Here is an 18,319-nt window from a genome sequence, read left to right as displayed (position 1 = left end):
TTAAGCTCCCTCTTTCTTTTTATTATTTTCTTTACTTTCTAACACTGGTACATTTAGACCTTTGCTCCAGTTCTCCCGATCAGACCATGGTTTTCCATAAACGTTATACTGTTCTTCCATTTTCACTAACGTATTTTCTGCTTCCTGCTCGATCACTAGATTTTGGACTAATCCGCGACGCATTGATAATATTAAATCTATATGATTGATTGAGACCGGGCAGGCTTCCACGCAGGCACCACAGGTTGTACAAGATTGAAGCTCTTCTGGATTAATAAAAGATAGTACTTCTTGATCTTCATGCATATGATCACGGATTTTCGTCACTATCGATCGAGGTGCCAATGGTTTACCGCTGTTATGTGCCGGACATTGGCTATCACAGCGGCCACATTCCGTACAGGCATCGGTACTTAGCAGCTGCCAACCAGTGAAATCTGTTATTTTATTTACGCCTTGTATTCTCATAGATTCATATCGTTGCTCTTCTGTCATTTCTTCTAAGTTATAAGGTGTGCCCACCTTCCCTGTACGCTTAACAGGTTGAAAAAGAATATTGATAGGAGCTGTCAGAAAATGAAATAATTTAGTGTACGGAATGATTGCTATAAGGATAAACGCTAATATGCAATGGCTTAACCACCAAATAGGATATGATTCCGCTGCAAAGAACGAATTACCTTTAAATAAAAGTGCAAGCCCATAACCAATAGGTGACCATGCTGCGTGGCTGATTTGTGTCTCGGATAGTCGAATTCCTTCTATTATATATCCTCCAATTCCGATGAGAAGTAATAGGAGGAGAAATGCTTGGTCAGCCATTCCATTCTTTAGTCTAGGTCGTACCTTTCTGGCTCTAACCACCATCGCCAGCACTAGACCGATAAGAAATAAAACACCAAAAATATCTAAAACCAACTCATAAACAAGATAAAAATTGCCCTGTAGCAATGGAATTTTAAAATCATAATCGATTACAACCAACACCGTGCCGATGAACAAAATAACAAATCCATAGCTTGTAAAACGGTGCATAAATCCATACAATCGATCTCTTTTTATCTTTTTCTGCACAATTGCAGTTTTATAGAAAAAATGAAAGTTTGTTTTCACATCGTTCCAACTAACTTTTTCCCTGACTCCTTTTCTCCATAAGCGGAACCGACGATAGAAACCATAAACAAAGACACCTATTGCAATCGTTGCGAGGGCATACATGGCGATTTTGTAATCGAAGGAAATCATCCAAAAAGTATCACGCTGTACTGTCTGCATCATCTAACCCTCCATTAACCATTTTTGTAATTTCTGTGATATAAAATGGATATTCTGCTCATTGACATTAGAAGCAACTTTTTCTCCTGATTGTTCCTTCTGCTCCTGAGCCAGCCCCATGATTTTTAGCAGCCGAAGCTCTGGAGTGAGACTGTCATTCGGGATGTCAAAATAACGAATATTCGGCTTTGGTTCAGATATCTTAACTACGCTTATATTCGATTCTTCTATTGGTTCTCTTAGGTCCTTGACCTCAATTTTCTTTTGTGTTTGGTACGAACGAGAATACCGAGGTATATAACGCTTTCTCCCTAACGAGTTAACCACACCAATCAAGATTGGTAATTGCACTTCATATGTTTGGACAATGCCTCTATCTTCGCTTCGTTTCACTTTCCAGGTTCTTTCCGATTCGATGTCTATATGGAAGATGTTTGTTAAGCATGGAATATATAAAAGTTCAGCCACCATTGCAGGTGTCACCCCTAAATTTTCATCATCACTGACAGAACCACACATAATGACATCAAAAGAGTACTTTTTTAATTCATCTGTGAGTAATCTTGCTGTTTCACCACGATGTTTCTTTAATTCTGGCTGCTGTATGATTACACATTTATCCAAATTATATTTGAGTAATCTTTTCTGATCGATCACTATATTCGTATCGGCTGCAATTAATACCGTAATATTTGCACCATTCTTTTCCTTGTATTCACAAGCCCACTGTAATGCTTGAAGGTCGGGTGCATTAAAGGTGTTGCTTTCAAACGAAAACTGCTGGTTTAGATAATCCCATTTAATGGATGCTGGATCCATTACTGGCTTAACCAATATGCACATGTTCAACATTTTCTTCACTCTGCCTTTCTGCTTGAAGAGATTGCACGAGTCCTGGAATGACTTCTTGATAGTCACCCACTATACCGATGTCACAGCGCTGAAAAATGGCAGCGGATGGATCATTGTTAATGGCAATAACATGTTTCACTCCTTTAATCCCTTCTAGATGCTGTGAAGAACCAGAAATCCCGATAGCAATATAAATATCAGCCTCAATTGTTGAACCACTAGCCCCAATCCTTTTTTCTCTAGGAATCAGTCCCAATTCATCTGCGACTTTGCTTCCTCCAATGGGAGCATTTAAGATTTCTGCCAACTGCAATATAGAGTCAAGCGAAGCTCCACCGTGCACTCCTCTTCCAATCCCTATGACTACTTTTGCTTCTGTTATTTTCAATTCTTTCCAATTCATTTGTGACTCAGATAGAAATGTAATAGGGCTATTTACTTCTAGTTTTATATCAATCTCTTGTACGATGGTCGGTTTCCCAACTTCTTGTATACCGTACAAGATCGAGCTTTCAAAGGTTAAGAATTGCAGTTTATTATCTAAAAACGTAACGAATTCATGAGCCTTTTCCTGATAAATTTCACGTTTAACCATGATGGTTGAGGAATCATTTTCATCCATCGTAACTTCCATTGCATTTGTGATAATGGGCATCCCAAAGCGAGTAGATGCACGAACAGCAACTTCCTGATAGAGCGGGTGCGATGAAAATAAGTATATTTCGTTATCATTACTGAAATTTGCCTGGATCATTCGGAATGCCTGAAAATGGTAATCTGCTACTTTCCAATTATTTAGTTCTAATTTGACATGATAAACTTCATCAAAGGGTAATTGCTCTAGTTCATTAGAAAACAAACCTGAGTGAACAACAATAGCTATCATTCTGGTTTTATCTGTTGCAAACGCTTTTGCTTGCTTCACCAATCCCCATGTTTCTTCAGTGAATTTAACACCGTTTTTTACCGGAAGAAAGCAGATAACATTGTAACTCATCTTCCCTTTCACCTCACTTAATCAAGAGTTGTCATCTAACCCATTTAGTCAAAAACTAAATGGGTTAGAAAACTTTCAATCTAGTTTTTTAATGCACGCCAGTTTACAGGAAACAGGGTAAAGTAGAATTCCACTTCTTCCGTTGTACCGTAGGTGATTTCTGCACCGTCTTTCATAAAATAGATATCTCCTTGCTTGGCTTCAATCTTTTCTCCGTTATGGGTGATGTACATACTGCCCTTTGAGACATAAATCATTTCATCATATTTGATTTGCCAATCAAAATGACAGTCTTTCATCCGGCAGATTCCCCCACCCATATTCGTAGAAAGTTTATTGATCACAGGGGCTATTTCTTGGACCTCACCTTCAATGCCTAATGGACTGTATTCCATTTCAGACCCTTTAATCAAAGTGACCAAATCTTCACCGGTATCCTCATAAACCACATTTTTCTTTACTTCTTTCCAATCAACAGGATAAGTTGAGAAGAAAAATTCTACATCAGAATCGGTACCGTACGTAATGACAGCCCCTTCTTGCATGAAGAAAATATCCCCTTGTTGTGCTTCGATTTTTTTGCCGTTATGTCCAATATACATGCTCCCTGTTTGTACAAAGATGATTTCATCATACTTAAGTTGCCAATCAAAGCTACATTCCTTAATCTTGCAGATTCCTCCACCCATCGTTGTTGATAAGGGGTTAACCGCTAATGCAATTTCTTGCACCTCAGCGTCAATACCGAGCTCACTGTACTCAATTTCCTCTGCTTTAAGTAAGGTTACTAAATTTTTTACAGCGTTTGTCATTTTCTTCCATCCTCCTTATTGTTTGAATTCCCTATTCATCTCGTGTTATGATTCTAATTGATTGGTGTCAGCCTATTAAATTAATGTGTGCAACGGAAATTTTTTAGGCTGATATTCTTTGGTTCTCTTTTTAGCTTCAATACAATGGAGCCTTCAGTTTCTTCAATAACATAGTTTCCGATTGAAACTTTATCTGGACTAAACAAAGATTTTCCTGTCTCTAAATCAAATTCCCAGCCGTGTAATGGACATCTAATAATTTGATTGTCACAACCATAAATAAATTCACCTGGATCAGATGGAAGCATAGCTCCACTAACTGCTCCGTAAACCATTTCCACACCCTGATGTGGGCAGCGGTTCCGAAAAGCATACAGCTGTCCATCAACATTCACCATGGCAATTTCTACTCCATCTACAACAACAATTTTACGCTGACCCGGCTTTAGCTCTTCTGCAGAACAAACTACTACACTCGTAAATGTACCTCTTTGCATTGTTTCCATCACATTGCCTCCCTTCATATTCTTTTATAGTCGATAAGTTTTTTTAGCGTTTTCGTAAAAGACTTTATGTTTTAATTCATCTGGGAAATGTAAGAATGCCCTGTCACTTTCGTCTCCGTCCCAATGAGGGTAGTCACTCGCAAATAAAAGCATATCTTCTGCCTTCGACATTTCAATTAATCTCACAATATCTTTTGGATGGAATGATTCTTCTATTGGCTGTGTACCTAAACGAACGTTTCTTCTGATATACTCACTTGGTAATTCCTTTACCCATGGAATTTCACTGCGGAGTGCCTTCCAGTTCTTATCCAATCTCCACATAACCGATGGTAACCAAGAAAAGCCATATTCGATAAAATTGAATTTCAAATTCGGAAACTTCTCGAATACCCCTTCGCAAACGAGACTCATAATTTGTCTTTGGGCGATAAGTGACAATGTTGTATGCCATTCTGCATAGGTTGAAGCAGGTCCTACTGCGCCAGGAGGAGCATATTCAGCCGTCCCCTCAGTATCCGGATGAAGTACAATTGGTAGATTGTATTCTTGGGCTACTTCATAAAGCGGCCAGAAATGGCGTTTTCCTAAAGGAATATTGATGCACTGCAAATTGATTCCTACAATTCCTGGTTTATGACCGATTCGTTTAATTTCTTGAATGGCCAAATCCGGGGCAACCGGCGTAACGGACATCGTCATCTTAAAACGAGAATCGCTTTCTACCCATCGATCATAAAGCCAATCGTTAGATCCTGATGTATAGCCAGCTGCAATCTCAACATTATGATAACCTGCCATCGTTCCATGTCCGATATTCAATATCCCGAAGGTGTGATTATGTTTATCTAATAAATCTTGTACAGCAAAGACCGGATCTGATCCAGGAACTCCGCCTCCTGGTGTAAGTGCATCCAAACGGAGGACATGATTAGGATTTGCATATCGTGCTTTTGGAAAGGTAAATGAACCTGCATTCATATTTGCCAGCATATTTTTTTCAAATTTCCCGATATTCATATGCCTTTGAACACCTTCATCTAAATATGGAATTAGTTCATTGAAATCATCTAAGTAAGGATGAATATCGCAATCAATAAGCCCTTTTACATTTTTTTTAGGCACTTCTTTTTCTTTTAGAACAGTTTCCAATTCCGTTCACCTCTCTAATTTTCTGATAAATTCATTCGAACACTGTCATAAAATGATCATGATCGTATAAAGGGTTAAACTTTTTCTTTTACTCTCTCAATCTCTACTTCTAAAGCTTTATTATTTTTGACCAAAAATTGTGGTTTTTTTAGGAAAAGTAACAACATTCCTATAAAAATCAGAAGTCCTCCTGCAATGAAACTTGGTGAAATGGCTTCTTTTAAAAAAAGCCAGCCGAATAGTCCTCCTATAATTGGTGCAAAGAAGTAAAACATTGATCCGACCCCTGCTTCCATAGATTCCATTCCTTTATTCCATAAAAAGAAAGCTGCTGCTGTAGCAAAAATGCCTAAATAAAGTATTCCCAATAGGATTGGATATTCTTTTAGTATATTAAAATCTTGTTTTTTAATATCAAGGAACATTGCAGGTGTCATCATAATAAGCGCGACTCCTGTAGCAAAAGTGGTGATTGTAAGAGCAGAATACTTACTCCCAATTTTTTTGACATCTACACTATATAAAGCCCATGCGATGGCACCAAGAACCAATAACAGATTTCCGAGCAAATGCCCTTTTCCAACTCCCTCTTCAAACCCAATCACCAGAATTAAACCAAAGGTGGCCATCACGACAGAGATGATTTTTTTCAATGTTAGCTTTTCCTTTATTAGGAAGTATGCTAAAAGCAAGGCAAATGCAGGAGAAGAAGATGAAACCAATGCCCCCATATGAGCCGATGATAAATGGGTACCGATGAATCCGCTTGCATTTGAAACAATATAACCAGTAAATCCTAACCAGATGATAAGTGGTAAATCCCTGCTCTCTATTTGCTGCTTCTTTTGAAAGAACCAAAACAACCATAAAAAAACAAAAGCAAGGAAATAACGAAGCCAGAGAAGAACAAAGGGGGAAACATACTCTAACGTATATTTACTAACAACGTACATTCCTCCCCACATGCCTGCTGCCGCCAATAAACACAAACTACCGACAAGAACCTTAGACATCGGACCAAACTCCCCCATAAGACAACAGAAGATACAGGGTTCAGATACTGGCTTGTATACTGTTATCGAATAACCTTATGAAATCTTTACGTATTTATGGTTTAACAAAAACAGTTTTAATGGAAGTAAAGAACTCAATCGCTGCTTGACCCTGTTCTCGTGAGTGTGAACTAGATTGCTTCATTCCGCCGAAAGGAGCTTGCAATTCAACACCGGCACTTTCGGCATTAATACGAACCAACCCTGCCTCCATGTCTTGAACGAAGGAAAGCATATTGCCAATGTTTTTAGTGAAAATGGAAGCACTAAGCCCGAATTTCACGTCATTTGCCACATCCAAAGCTTCCTCAAGAGTATCCACTTTCATCAGCGCTAATACAGGTCCAAAAATCTCTTCTTGAGCAATGGTCATATGAGATCTTACATTTTCAAAAACAGTTGGCTGAACATAAAATCCTTTTGCTAGTTCGCCTTCATCGATTCTTTTTCCCCCAAATAACAGTGTTGCACCCTCATCGATGCCTTTCTCAATATAAGATAACACTGTATTTAATTGGCTTTCGCTGGCACATGGACCCATCCATGATTCATTCTCTAATCCATTACCCACTTTTATTTCTTTTACTTTGGTTAGTAATTTTTCCTTAAATTCTTCGTAAACATCAGTGACAACAATAACCCTGCTCGTTGCCGTACATTTCTGCCCAGTAGAGCGTAGTCCTCCACTAATTGTTGCTTCTACTGCTAAGTCGAGATCAGCATCGGCAGCGACGATAACTGGGTTTTTCCCACCCATCTCTAATTGGTATTTTGCACCTCTATTAAAAGCACCTTGTCCAACTCTCTTTCCAACAAAGTCCGAGCCAGTAAAAGTAATACCATTAATATCAGGATGATCAATCAATCCCTGACCGATTACACTTCCAGGTCCTGTTACAATGTTCACTACTCCAGCAGGAAATCCGGCTTCATGAAAACACTCGATTACTTTGATAGCGGTTACAGCAGTTTCCTGAGCAGGTTTTAGAACTACACTATTGCCATATATGAGGGCTGGGGCCATTTTCCAAATTGGAATCGCTACTGGAAAATTCCATGGAGTAATGATTCCTACGACCCCTAATGGAGATCGCGTGGTGAACATTAATGCTTCAGAATCAGTAGATGGAATAATATCCCCTATTTTCCTCATACCTTCCCCAGCATAATATTTAAGGATATTAATACCGCGAACCGTCTCTCCTTTAGCTTCTGGAAAGGTTTTCCCCATTTCACGAGTCATGCTTTCAGCTATCTCATCCACTCTTTGTTCCATAATCGCAGCTGCCTTATAGAGATATTCTCCTCTGGAGGCACCAGATAATTTCCTCCATTGCCTTCCTGCTTCTTTGGCAGAAACAACAGCATCATTTAATTCTTTTTCCGTTGATTCTGGAACATAACCAACAATTTCATTTTTGTCAGCTGGATTTATGCTGGCATAAACTTTGTCATTTGAAGACGTAACCCAATCGCCATTAATGTAGTTTGAATACTTTCTAACTTTTGTGTGAATCCCCATTCTCCTTTAACCATCCCTCTCAAGTTTTGAATGATGAAAAAATCATGATTTTTTAATTATCATGATTTTCATAACAGTATATTAGCACACAGTAATTTATTTAACAATCTAAATTTTTAAAATATTTTAACCTTTCTATCACGCATGCAAACTCTCTTAAAACTAAATATGAAAATTCGTAATTTTTCAAAAAGATAATATTTTCTATAAATTTATCTTGTCTGCTTTTTGCATTTATAATATAATCACTGTCATGATAGTGTTTTTGAACACGATAATTAAAAAATCATGATTTCTTAATTGTGTGCTCATGCAAAATCATTGTAATTTTCTTATTGATCAGACATCATGTAAACGCTTTTAACAAAAAAAATTGAAAGGCTGTGATATTCCTATTCATTTATTAGAGTTTTAAAACAGTAATGGATATAGCTGAAATGTAAACATTTTTTATTAGAACATATTGGGGGGGAGTTCTTTGATTAACAAGAACAATATTATCGCTGTTGCCTCTATGAGCTTAACGTTAGCATTTATTATTTTGGGGATATTTTTTACAGATGGTTTAAACAAATTTTTCTCCTCTGTATTAAGCATTACAACCAATCATTTCGGTTGGTTCTATCTATCGGCAGCATTCTTGTTTCTTCTTTTATGTGGATATTTAATGTTTTCTAAATTTGGGAGTGTCAAATTAGGGAAGGATACGGACAAACCTGAGTATAGTACGAAGTCATGGTTTGCTATGTTATTCAGTGCGGCGATGGGTTGTGGATTAGTATTCTGGGGGGTAGCAGAGCCTGTCATGCACTATGTAACACCACCGCTTGGCGAAGGTTCAACTGCTGAATCTGCAAATACATCCATGAAATTTGTATTCTTTCATTGGGGATTTAATGCTTGGGCCATATACGCAGTTGTTGCTTTAGGACTAGCTTATTTCCAGTTTAGAAAAAACCTTCCTGGATTGATAAGTTCCATCTTTTATCCAGTTATTAAGGACAGGATCTATGGACCGCTCGGTAAATCCATTGATGTTTACGCTACTTTTATGACTGCCATTGGGGTATCTACTGTTCTAGGGGTAACAACATTGCAATTAGCTGGAGGTCTTAATACAGCTTGGGGTGCTCCCAACACTTTAACCTCCCAAATTATCATACTATCTATTGTAACCGCTCTCTTTATAGCTTCAGCTTACTCAGGTTTGAATAAAGGTGTTAAAATCTTATCAAACTTAAATATGATTATTGCATTTTCCCTCATGTTATTATTATTTGTCCTTGGGCCAACTTCGCAAATCATGAGGATATTCGTCAATTCGACTGGAGAATATTTACGAGATATTATACCAATGAGCCTTAGATTACAAACATTCTCTGAAGACGCGTGGATTGCAGCATGGACAATTTTTTATTGGGCATGGTGGAGCACATGGGCTCCATTTGTAGGTACTTTTATTGCAAGGATATCAAAAGGAAGAACAATTAGAGAATTTCTCATAGGGGTATTGGTAATACCAACTTTTATTAACTTTATGTGGTTCTCTGTTTTTGGTGGGTCCGCTCTACATTTAATTCACGATTTAAAAGAGACTGCGTTAGTGGAAGCGATAAATAGTGATGTTACCGTAGCCCTATTTTCATTCTTTGATTACTTCCCTTTTAGCTCAGTATTAAGCTTTATTGCCATTTTGTTAATCAGCAGTTTCTTTATTACTTCTGCTGATTCAGCTACTTTTGTTTTAGGAATGTACAGTGGGAATGGAACTCTGAACCCTTCCACCAAATTAAAAGTGATTTGGGGATTATTCATCTCAGCTTCAGCGATTGTTCTATTGATTAGCGGTGGTGTAACGGCCGTTCAAACGGTATCTACTGCGGTTGCATTTCCGTTTTATGTTCTCATGGTAATCATGTGTTATTGCATTTATAAAGCGGTTAGAAAGGAGAAACTTGGTAATCTCACTCATGAAAAAGGGGCAAAAGTGATTACAGCGATCACCTCATCTAAATCAGAGTTCCCACAAACAAAAGTAAAGTAAATATTTCAATATAAAAGGGAAGGAAGCGAACTTTAGCTTCCTTCCTTTTTATTAATGTTACGGGTATTCAATGGCTTTCCCTGTCCCGACATGTATAACTGTAATATCAACACTAGATTACTTGCCTGGGCAAACGATTATGTCATAGAAAATCAGGTCATAAGTTAAACTTTATAAAAATGTAACCAAAATGACTATATATTTGTAAACTAATTAAATATTTATAATTAGAATTATTTAGAGAAATGGATAAGGTGAGTGAATATTGAAATATCTAAGAAAATTAATCGGATACCTTTTTCGGCAAAAAAAAGAAGCAAGTCTTCGTACAAAAATAATTAAAGTGTCCAACGGAGGAAGAACAATCCAATTAACCGTTCAAGTTGCAGATACTCCAAAAATAAGAGACAAAGGATTAATGTTTGTTGAAAAATTACCTGAGAACGAGGGGATGCTGTTTGTGTTTTCCGAGGAAACATATGGCGGTTTCTGGATGAAAAACACCTTAATTCCTCTTTCAATTGCATTTCTTGATTCAGAAGGGAAAATTCTAAAAATACTGGATATGGTGCCATGTAAAGAGGAGTTATGTCCTACCTATGATCCGGAAATTACTTATCATTATGCACTCGAAGTGAATCTTGGATGGTTTGAAAAGAATCAAATCAAAGAAGGTGATCTTGTAAAACTTAAATAAAAACCATCACATCTCAAAGACATCTTAGATGTGCGATGTTCAGAAAAAGCTGCCCACTTTTGGCAGCTTTTTCATAAAGATAAACATGACTCTAAAAATTCCCCGCGTTTTTCATGATTTGATTTTCACTCATGGTCCTTAATTTCTTGATATCAAGACGAATGAGGATTGATACCGCCAGAGCGACAATAAAGATTCCTGAAAAGATTACTAATGTCCCCTGATAGCTTCCGGTTGTTTCCCTGACCCAGGATACAAAGATTGGTCCCGCTAAACCTGCTGCGGCCCATGCAGTCAAAATATATCCATGAATAGCCCCAAGCTGCTTGGTTCCAAACAAATCGCCAATATAGGCAGGTATAGAGGAAAAACCACCTCCGTAACAAGTCATAATCATATAAACGATTAAAGAAAATAGAACAGCTACTGTTATATTTGGAAGCATAAAAAAAGCAACAATTTGAAAAGCAAAGAATAGTGTGTAGACATTTGGTCTTCCGATGTAATCAGAGATGGCAGCCCAAACAATCCTTCCTCCTCCATTAAATAAACCCATGATTCCAACCATTGTTGCTGCACCAGTTGCTGTCATACCTACTAACTCTTGCGCCATCGGCGATGCAACAGAAAGAATCGCAATTCCACAGGTAACATTGATAAATAACATCAACCATAAAGCCCAAAACTGTCTTGTTCTGACTGCCTCATTGGCGGTTAACTGACGCAGATCCTCTTTCAATTTCATACGTTCTGATTTTTGTCCTGCTGCCTCGATACCTTTAGGTACCCAACCCTCTTTCGGAGGAGCAAGATACTGAGCAGAACAAAATATAATAATGAAGTAGGCCGCTCCTAGTAGATAGAAAGTGTTGGAAATCCCATAGTTCACAATTAAATAATTCATAATCGGACTGCTGATTAAGGAAGCAAATCCAAATCCCATAATCGCTAGTCCAGTAGCAAGACCTCTTCTGTCAGGGAACCACTTTACCAGCGTAGAAACCGGTGTAATATATCCAACTCCCAACCCAATTCCAGCGATCATTCCATAAAATAAATAGAGTAATAGCAATGATTCTAATTGAATAGCAAAACCTGCCCCTGCAACTCCAACTCCAAAAAACAAAGCACTTAGCGTTCCAGCTGCTCTCGGACCATACTTTTCTACAAAATGGCCTAAGAATGCTGCAGATAGACCTAAGAATAGAATGGCCAAGCTAAACGTGAAGGAAATTTGCTTTAATCCCCAGCCCATTTCTTGTTGAAGTGGTTTAGTGAAAACACTCCAAGCGTAAACCGAACCAATCGAAATATGTATGCCAACCGCCGATAGAGCGATTAGCCAACGATTTTTTGTATGCATTCATCCATCCCTCTTTCAAATTGTATTGTCTTGTTGCGGATGATCCAATGATTTATTCATCAAACGTGACAATCATTTTAGAAGCTGCTAATTCCGCTCGTTCTCTAGCCTGATCCACAGATTCCCCGTTGCTTAACACAACACCTATTCGTCGTCCCACTTTTGTTTCAGGTTTTCCAAATACCCTAACCTGTGTATGAGGGACGGATAAGCTTTCAGCGATTCCAGATAGTTGGTAGGTCTTACTTTCTTTTGTAGCCTTAATCGTATAACTTGCACCTGGTTTCAATAGCTGAACATCCGGAATCGGATAACCTAAAATCGCCCTTACATGTAAAGCAAACTCAGATAGGTCTTGCGTAACCATGGTAACCATCCCCGTGTCATGTGGTCGTGGTGACACTTCACTAAAATAAACTCCATTTGAAGAAAGGAATAATTCCACTCCAAAAACTCCGTATCCGCCGAGTGCATCTGTGATTTTTTTTGCAATTGCCTGCGCCTCAAGAATTTGTTCCTTTGACATGTCATGCGGCTGCCAAGATTCAATGTAGTCCCCATCCTTTTGCACGTGTCCAATAGGAGCACAAAAGGTTGTTCCGGAAGCGGAGCGGACAGTTAATAAAGTGATTTCAGAATCGAAATGGATAAATTCCTCTACAATCATTCGGGCTTTTTTACCTCTTCCTCCAGCAATCGCCTCATTCCATGAGCATTCTACATCCTCTATTGAATGGCAGACTGTTTGCCCTTTTCCAGAGGAACTCATGAGCGGTTTAATCACACACGGTGTCCCCATTTTAAGTACAGCATTTCTTAGTTCATAAAGTGTATCTGCAAAGGCGTACTTGGCTGTTGGAAGCCCTAATTCTTCGCTAGCCAAACGGCGGATTCCTTCCCTATCCATCGTTAAGTTCACGGCATTCGCTGTCGGTACGATACGGAAACCTTCTTTTTCAAGTTCCACTAGTGTTTCTGTCGCAATCGCCTCGATTTCAGGAACCACCAAATCTGGTTCCTCTCTTTCTATTACTCTACGAAGTGCTTCTCCATCAAGCATGTCCACCACATAAGAACGATGAGCAACCTGCATCGCCGGAGCATTTTCATAACGGTCAACCGCAATGGTTTCCAGTCCAAGACGCTGAGCCTCAATAATCGTCTCTTTTCCAAGTTCACCTGATCCAAGTAACATTACCTTTTTCGTCTGGATACCAAACATCTAACACAACCCCTATCGTTTGTCTTTTGATTATAATATCTTAAACTTTCATCGATGACAAGCAAATATTTTCAGTAAAACACGAACATTTTTTTAAAAATAAAGTATATAATTCGTATTTATAACAAAAAGAGATATCTTAATATTTATTTGTTGACAGATTGGCTGAACACGTGTAATTTTACAGGTAATTAAATAGGCAAGAATACTCTTATCAAGAGAGGCGGAGGGACTGGCCCTATGAAGCCTCGGCAGCAGACTTATCAAAAGTACTGTGCCAATTCCAGTAGAAAATGCTTGAAGATAAGAAGAGATTAGTTATGGCTTCCCCCTCTTCTTATTTTTAAGAAGAGGGTTTTTTATTATTTAGAAAGAGGGTAATAATAGATGACAAAAACACTAGTGAAAGCTCCGTTTAAAGCCGATCATGTAGGGAGTTTTTTGAGAACCGAACCTATTAAAGCAGCAAGAAAGGCTTTCGTAAACGGGGAAATTGATAGAGCAGCCCTAAAGGTAGTAGAGGACAAAGAAATTGAAAAACTAGTAGAAAAACAAGTAGAAGCAGGTCTTAAATCCATCACGGATGGCGAGTTTAGACGTTCATGGTGGCACTTGGATTTTTTAGCCGGTCTAAAAGGCGTAGAATTCTTTGAAAGCCAATATGTTAGTGCCTTCAAAGGTGCCAAAACAAGAAATAATGCGATTAAAGTGGTTAGTAAGGTCGACTTCGATAACCATTTTATGATTGAACACTTTCAATTTTTAAATGAAGTGGTTGAAAAATATGGGGATGGAAGCCAAGTAGCGAAGTTCTCAATTCCTAGCCCGAATATGCTATTCACTAGAATTCAAGGTGATGAATATTACAACGACAATAAAGAGCAGTTTTATGACGATACAGTCGCTGCATACAGGAAGGCCATTCAAGCATTCTATGATGCAGGCTGTCGGTACTTGCAATTAGATGATACGTCTTGGATTGATTTTGTCTCAGAAGATCGGATTACAACAGTGGTTGAAAAAGAAGGCATGGACGTACAAGATATCATCAAAAGAAGAGTAGCATGTATCAATGACGTGATTGCGGACAAGCCAGATGATTTGTTAATAACCATGCATATTTGCCGTGGAAACTTTAAATCCACCTACATTACAAGCGGAGGTTATGATCAGATTTCTGATGCAATTTTTGCTGAGTTAAATGTTGATGGACTATTCTTAGAATACGATGATCAGCGTTCCGGTGATTTTGAACCATTAAAAAGTTTTAAACGTCCTAATTTAACTGTTGTTCTGGGATTATTTACATCTAAATTTCCAGAACTTGAAAATCCTGACGCCATTAAAGCCAGGATCAACGAAGCTAGCCAGTCTATTCCTTTAGAAAACTTAGCATTAAGTCCGCAATGTGGCTTTGCTAGTACAGAAGAAGGAAATCTTTTAACAGAAGAAGATCAATGGAATAAGATAAAACATGTTATTAGCATTGCTAATAGTGTGTGGGGAACTATTTAAATTATATTGAATTAAATATTCACCTTCATTGCCTATAGTCTCTTTTATACATATTTTACTATTGAATAAATTTTAAATATGGATATAATTTATGGTAATTGTATACGTAAATGTTTTCTAGGGTTCCGCAGCCACTGTGTTGGTCTGGACCGAGAGAAAACTCACAGCCAACGCTGTGTCACGGAAGGATAAAAGCCTGGGAGATACTGTTTAACAGTGATCTCTTAGGCTTTTTTTGTTTTAAATAGATGATTATTGGAGGTAGTAGGTAATGAATACAAACTGGATTAAAGTGTTTATTGGGGCGTTTTTTGAAGTGTTTTGGGTGATAGGTCTCAAACACGCAAATGGCTTTTGGACGTGGACAGGAACTGTGATCTCGATTATTGTGAGTTTCTATTTAATCATAATGGCTGGACGAAAACTTCCGGTCGGTACGGTATATGCAGTTTTTGTAGGATTGGGGACAGCAGGAACGGTCATCTCTGAAATCATATTCTTCGGAGAACCCATCAAGGCGGAAAAAATGATGTTGATTATACTTTTACTAGCCGGTGTTCTTGGATTGAAGTTACTAACAAAAGATAATTCTCAAGAAGGAGCTGAGTTCTAATGGCATGGATATCATTAATCTTAGCAGGATTATGTGAAGCATTTGGTGTGGTTACCATAAATAAATTGAATAATAGTCGTAATTGGCAATCCTTATTACTATTAATTCTCGGATTTGGAGCTAGTTTTCTTTTTCTTGCCTACGCAATGAAAACACTGCCTATGGGGACAGCTTATGCAATATGGACAGGAATTGGCTCAGCTGGTGGTGCACTTTTAGGAATCATGATTTACGGAGAATCTAAAGATTGGAGAAGGATCGCATGTATTGCATTAATATTAGGTGCAACCATTGGGCTAAAACTTGTTGGCTAATATCTGGGGTTAGCTGCGAATAACTAGGTTAAGTTGTACAGGCACCATCCATTTTCTGCAGACCTCAAGATTCATTGATGATATACTTATAAAATATCTAAAACATAATGGTGATAAATGTGATTTATTTATTGATCTTGATCTGCTTCATAGTTTGTATAAGTTTATTTTTCACTTTTAAAAAAATATATATTCGAACTTCAACCATGGCGGTGGTTATGGCAATTGGGATTGTTACGCAAGGAGTTCTATTAAACTACTTTGGTATCCATTTCTTCCAACACATTTTTGGAAAAATTCTATCCATCATTAACCTTTCCCTATGGTCTGCCTTTATTTTCTCTTTTTTCATAGCTAGTTTGGATGGAAAATTTAAGAGCATTCATTATGCCAATGTGATCAATCGCTTTGGGATTGGTACTTGGGTTGCAGGCACTTCCATAAGTGGCATTTTATTTTATAAACAATTTTCCCATTGGGGATTCATTTCTGTGATTATTGCTTTTATAAATATTATCCTGTGGATTATTTATATTTGGATTAGTGTAAAAACGTTGATAGAAATTTCTCGGACAAAATCCTATCAGAATGTCCATGGCATTCTTCTGCTAACTACGGTAAGCACACAATCGATTGTCCTTTTACTTAACACCGTTTTTAAAGATTTACCGGATATCTTTAACCTATTTTTACTAATCATCGGATTTTGTTTTTATCTGGTTTGTGTTTTCTTTATTTTATCAAGATACCTAAAAACTTCTTGGTCGATTGAAATGGATTGGAACAATACAAACTGTATTCTACATGGGGCTATATCCATTTCTGGGATTGCCTGTTTGGTCACCGGCATCATTAGCATTGATATGATAAGATGGATATGGAGGGCCTCTCTTGTTATATTCATTGCGGTTGAGGCTATAGAGCTCTATAGGCTTTTTAAACGGATTCGACATTATGGGTTTAGAGGTGCGATCATAATTTATGATGTGTCACAGTGGAGTAGAGTTTTTACCTTTGCAATGTTCTATACTTTTACATCGGTTATCCATACCTATTTATTTGCTGGTTCTTTTGTTATTAATACAATCCTAAAGGCGGGTGTGTGGGTAGTTATCATTCTTCTATCGATTGAATTAATGCTTAGTTTACGTGATGCTATCAAAAACTATAAACCATCAAGGAGAGAAATAGATAAAGAAAACGAAGCAAGCACTCCCTACTTCAACTCTTAACTATTTACTCTGAATGAATGGTAGAAAACACCCACAAAGGTTGTGGGTGTTTAAGTGTTTGCCACAGGAAGAAAACCACATAAATTGATAACGGAACTGGGGTTATTAATGGAGCCCCTTTAAACCTTATAAGCATCATAATCGCTACCCTTTCTTTATCATCAATACTTCTCAAAACACCCCGCAATAGCAGGAAAGCTATTAAATTCGTTCCTCATATCCCGAAACGAAATCACATCTTTCCCTCTAGAAAGCTGAAAATCTAGTGAATATTCGTGACAGTTCAATGGGGTTTGATGAAATGTTTTGGTATAGAACTGGATGGCCTCTTGCAGGCTGGCTGCAAAGATAAAAACAAAATCCTTCTGGTTCATCTTCAGTGAGTAGCTGCGAATTTTACGAATACCTAATACATTGTTTTGAATCATTTCCCTTACTGTCTGATGATCGGCCTGTTCTAGGTCTATCTTGGACATATCATCATCCAATGAAATTTTCTCCTCTCCGTGTAAATGATGGATGTAATGGGCTAATGCAGATTCTTCAAAACATAAACTATCAAAGTAAGCATCTTTTACAAGCATGCGGGGACACCTCAGTAATCAATTTTTTTGGCTAATGAAAGTTTACAAGGGAATGACTCTATTCCTTTTGGTTCTCAATACTTCCTGTATGCTCGTTGTAATTCACAGCGATGGCAGCTACCGGGCCATTCCGGTTTTTCGAAACAATGATTTCTAAGGAATAATTCTGGGTTTCCTTTTCATAATACGATTCACGATACAGGAACAATATGACATCAGCATCCTGTTCCACACTGCCCGATTCCCTAATATCAGACATCATCGGCCGTTTATCCATTCTTGATTCCACCGATCGGTTAAGCTGCGCTAAACAAATAACGGGGCAATTAAAATCCTTTGCCATCGCTTTAAGAGATTTGGATATTTCCGTTACTTGTAAATGGGTGTTCCCTCCGTAAAATTGTCCAGAATGGATCAGAGTTAGATAATCGATAAATAGAATTGGTTTCTTGTGTGGAAATTTATTCATCATTTTTCTCGTTTTCGCTCTCATTTCCGCTATCGTTTGTCCAGTGCCATCAAAAATTTGCATATGCGTTTCAGTGAGATCTCCAATCACATCCGACC

18 protein-coding genes and 2 riboswitches are annotated in these 18,319 nt (G+C 37.9%); of the genes, 6 read left to right on the top strand and 12 right to left on the bottom strand.

Annotated features, from left to right (window positions below; all coding sequences use genetic code 11):
- The 8 genes from ACY3XC_RS05260 to gucD all read right to left on the bottom strand — a co-directional run bounded on the left by ACY3XC_RS05260 (nt 1) and on the right by gucD (nt 8,168).
- Nucleotides 1–1,278: a 4Fe-4S dicluster domain-containing protein gene (locus ACY3XC_RS05260; RefSeq protein ID WP_464867588.1), complete on the bottom strand. Its 1,278-nt coding sequence runs from the start codon at nt 1,276–1,278 to the stop codon at nt 1–3.
- On the bottom strand, nt 1,279–2,127 hold the full coding sequence (locus ACY3XC_RS05255; protein WP_464868032.1) for a hypothetical protein: 849 nt from the start codon (nt 2,125–2,127) through the stop codon (nt 1,279–1,281). It lies immediately after the preceding gene.
- Nucleotides 2,102–3,124: an electron transfer flavoprotein subunit alpha/FixB family protein gene (locus tag ACY3XC_RS05250; protein WP_464867587.1), complete on the bottom strand. Its 1,023-nt coding sequence runs from the start codon at nt 3,122–3,124 to the stop codon at nt 2,102–2,104. The genes ACY3XC_RS05255 and ACY3XC_RS05250 overlap by 26 nt, the downstream gene beginning before the upstream one ends.
- Before the next feature lie 80 nt (nt 3,125–3,204).
- Nucleotides 3,205–3,936 carry a cupin domain-containing protein gene (locus ACY3XC_RS05245; RefSeq protein WP_464867586.1) on the bottom strand — a complete coding sequence of 244 codons (732 nt, stop codon included), beginning with the start codon at nt 3,934–3,936 and terminating at the stop codon, nt 3,205–3,207.
- Nucleotides 3,937–4,016: 80 nt separating this feature from the next.
- A complete protein-coding gene (locus ACY3XC_RS05240) occupies nt 4,017–4,442 on the bottom strand; it encodes a Rieske (2Fe-2S) protein (protein WP_464867585.1) in 426 nt (141 codons plus the stop codon).
- Nucleotides 4,443–4,466: 24 nt separating this feature from the next.
- Nucleotides 4,467–5,594, bottom strand: a complete 1,128-nt coding sequence (locus tag ACY3XC_RS05235) for an amidohydrolase family protein (RefSeq protein WP_464867584.1) — start codon at nt 5,592–5,594, stop codon at nt 4,467–4,469.
- 74 nt (nt 5,595–5,668) lie between these two features.
- Nucleotides 5,669–6,607 carry a DMT family transporter gene (locus tag ACY3XC_RS05230; protein WP_464867583.1) on the bottom strand — a complete coding sequence of 313 codons (939 nt, stop codon included), beginning with the start codon at nt 6,605–6,607 and terminating at the stop codon, nt 5,669–5,671.
- Nucleotides 6,608–6,701: 94 nt separating this feature from the next.
- Nucleotides 6,702–8,168, bottom strand: a complete 1,467-nt coding sequence (gene gucD, locus ACY3XC_RS05225) for an alpha-ketoglutaric semialdehyde dehydrogenase GucD (protein ID WP_464867582.1) — start codon at nt 8,166–8,168, stop codon at nt 6,702–6,704.
- Between the two features lie 478 nt (nt 8,169–8,646).
- Between gucD and ACY3XC_RS05220 the strand changes: the two genes are divergently transcribed.
- Complete coding sequence (locus ACY3XC_RS05220) at nt 8,647–10,212, top strand: glycine betaine uptake BCCT transporter (protein ID WP_464867581.1); 1,566 nt, start codon at nt 8,647–8,649, stop codon at nt 10,210–10,212.
- Nucleotides 10,213–10,477: 265 nt separating this feature from the next.
- The gene (locus tag ACY3XC_RS05215) at nt 10,478–10,909 is read left to right on the top strand and encodes a DUF192 domain-containing protein (RefSeq protein ID WP_464867580.1); all 432 of its coding nucleotides are present in this window, start codon (nt 10,478–10,480) and stop codon (nt 10,907–10,909) included.
- 91 nt (nt 10,910–11,000) lie between these two features.
- Here ACY3XC_RS05215 and ACY3XC_RS05210 read toward each other — a convergent pair whose 3' ends face one another.
- A complete protein-coding gene (locus ACY3XC_RS05210) occupies nt 11,001–12,272 on the bottom strand; it encodes an L-lactate MFS transporter (RefSeq protein ID WP_464867579.1) in 1,272 nt (423 codons plus the stop codon).
- A 52-nt stretch (nt 12,273–12,324) separates the two neighbouring features.
- Entirely contained in the window at nt 12,325–13,494 is a 1,170-nt protein-coding gene (gene purT / locus ACY3XC_RS05205) for a phosphoribosylglycinamide formyltransferase 2 (RefSeq protein ID WP_464867578.1), read from the bottom strand.
- A 208-nt stretch (nt 13,495–13,702) separates the two neighbouring features.
- Nucleotides 13,703–13,804: riboswitch (SAM riboswitch) on the top strand.
- Nucleotides 13,805–13,881: 77 nt separating this feature from the next.
- Here purT and ACY3XC_RS05200 point away from each other — a divergent pair.
- The 4 genes from ACY3XC_RS05200 (at nt 13,882) to ACY3XC_RS05185 (ending at nt 17,168) form a co-directional block, all read left to right on the top strand.
- Nucleotides 13,882–15,009, top strand: a complete 1,128-nt coding sequence (locus ACY3XC_RS05200; protein WP_464867577.1) for a 5-methyltetrahydropteroyltriglutamate--homocysteine S-methyltransferase — start codon at nt 13,882–13,884, stop codon at nt 15,007–15,009.
- 106 nt (nt 15,010–15,115) lie between these two features.
- Nucleotides 15,116–15,214, top strand: a riboswitch (guanidine-I (ykkC/yxkD leader).
- Between the two features lie 66 nt (nt 15,215–15,280).
- Nucleotides 15,281–15,622 (top strand): DMT family transporter, encoded by a 342-nt coding sequence (locus tag ACY3XC_RS05195; protein ID WP_464867576.1) that lies wholly within the window; start codon nt 15,281–15,283, stop codon nt 15,620–15,622.
- A complete protein-coding gene (locus tag ACY3XC_RS05190) occupies nt 15,622–15,936 on the top strand; it encodes a DMT family transporter (RefSeq protein WP_464867575.1) in 315 nt (104 codons plus the stop codon). Before ACY3XC_RS05195 ends, ACY3XC_RS05190 begins: the two co-directional genes overlap by 1 nt.
- A gap of 218 nt (nt 15,937–16,154) precedes the next feature.
- Nucleotides 16,155–17,168, top strand: coding sequence for a TDT family transporter (locus ACY3XC_RS05185; RefSeq protein WP_464867574.1), 1,014 nt, complete (start codon nt 16,155–16,157; stop codon nt 17,166–17,168).
- 161 nt (nt 17,169–17,329) lie between these two features.
- Here the strand turns inward: ACY3XC_RS05185 and ACY3XC_RS05180 are convergent, their stop codons facing one another.
- Together ACY3XC_RS05180 and ACY3XC_RS05175 are read right to left on the bottom strand one after the other, a co-directional pair.
- Complete coding sequence (locus tag ACY3XC_RS05180; RefSeq protein WP_464867573.1) at nt 17,330–17,752, bottom strand: hypothetical protein; 423 nt, start codon at nt 17,750–17,752, stop codon at nt 17,330–17,332.
- A gap of 58 nt (nt 17,753–17,810) precedes the next feature.
- Nucleotides 17,811–18,311 carry a DnaB-like helicase C-terminal domain-containing protein gene (locus ACY3XC_RS05175; RefSeq protein ID WP_464867572.1) on the bottom strand — a complete coding sequence of 167 codons (501 nt, stop codon included), beginning with the start codon at nt 18,309–18,311 and terminating at the stop codon, nt 17,811–17,813.
- Between the last annotated feature and the right edge of the window lie 8 nt (nt 18,312–18,319).

It is taken from the genome of Bacillus sp. CZDM1 (assembly GCF_055502545.1).
Note: the sequence above shows the minus strand (reverse complement) of the source record. Positions and strands in the feature narration are given on the sequence as shown.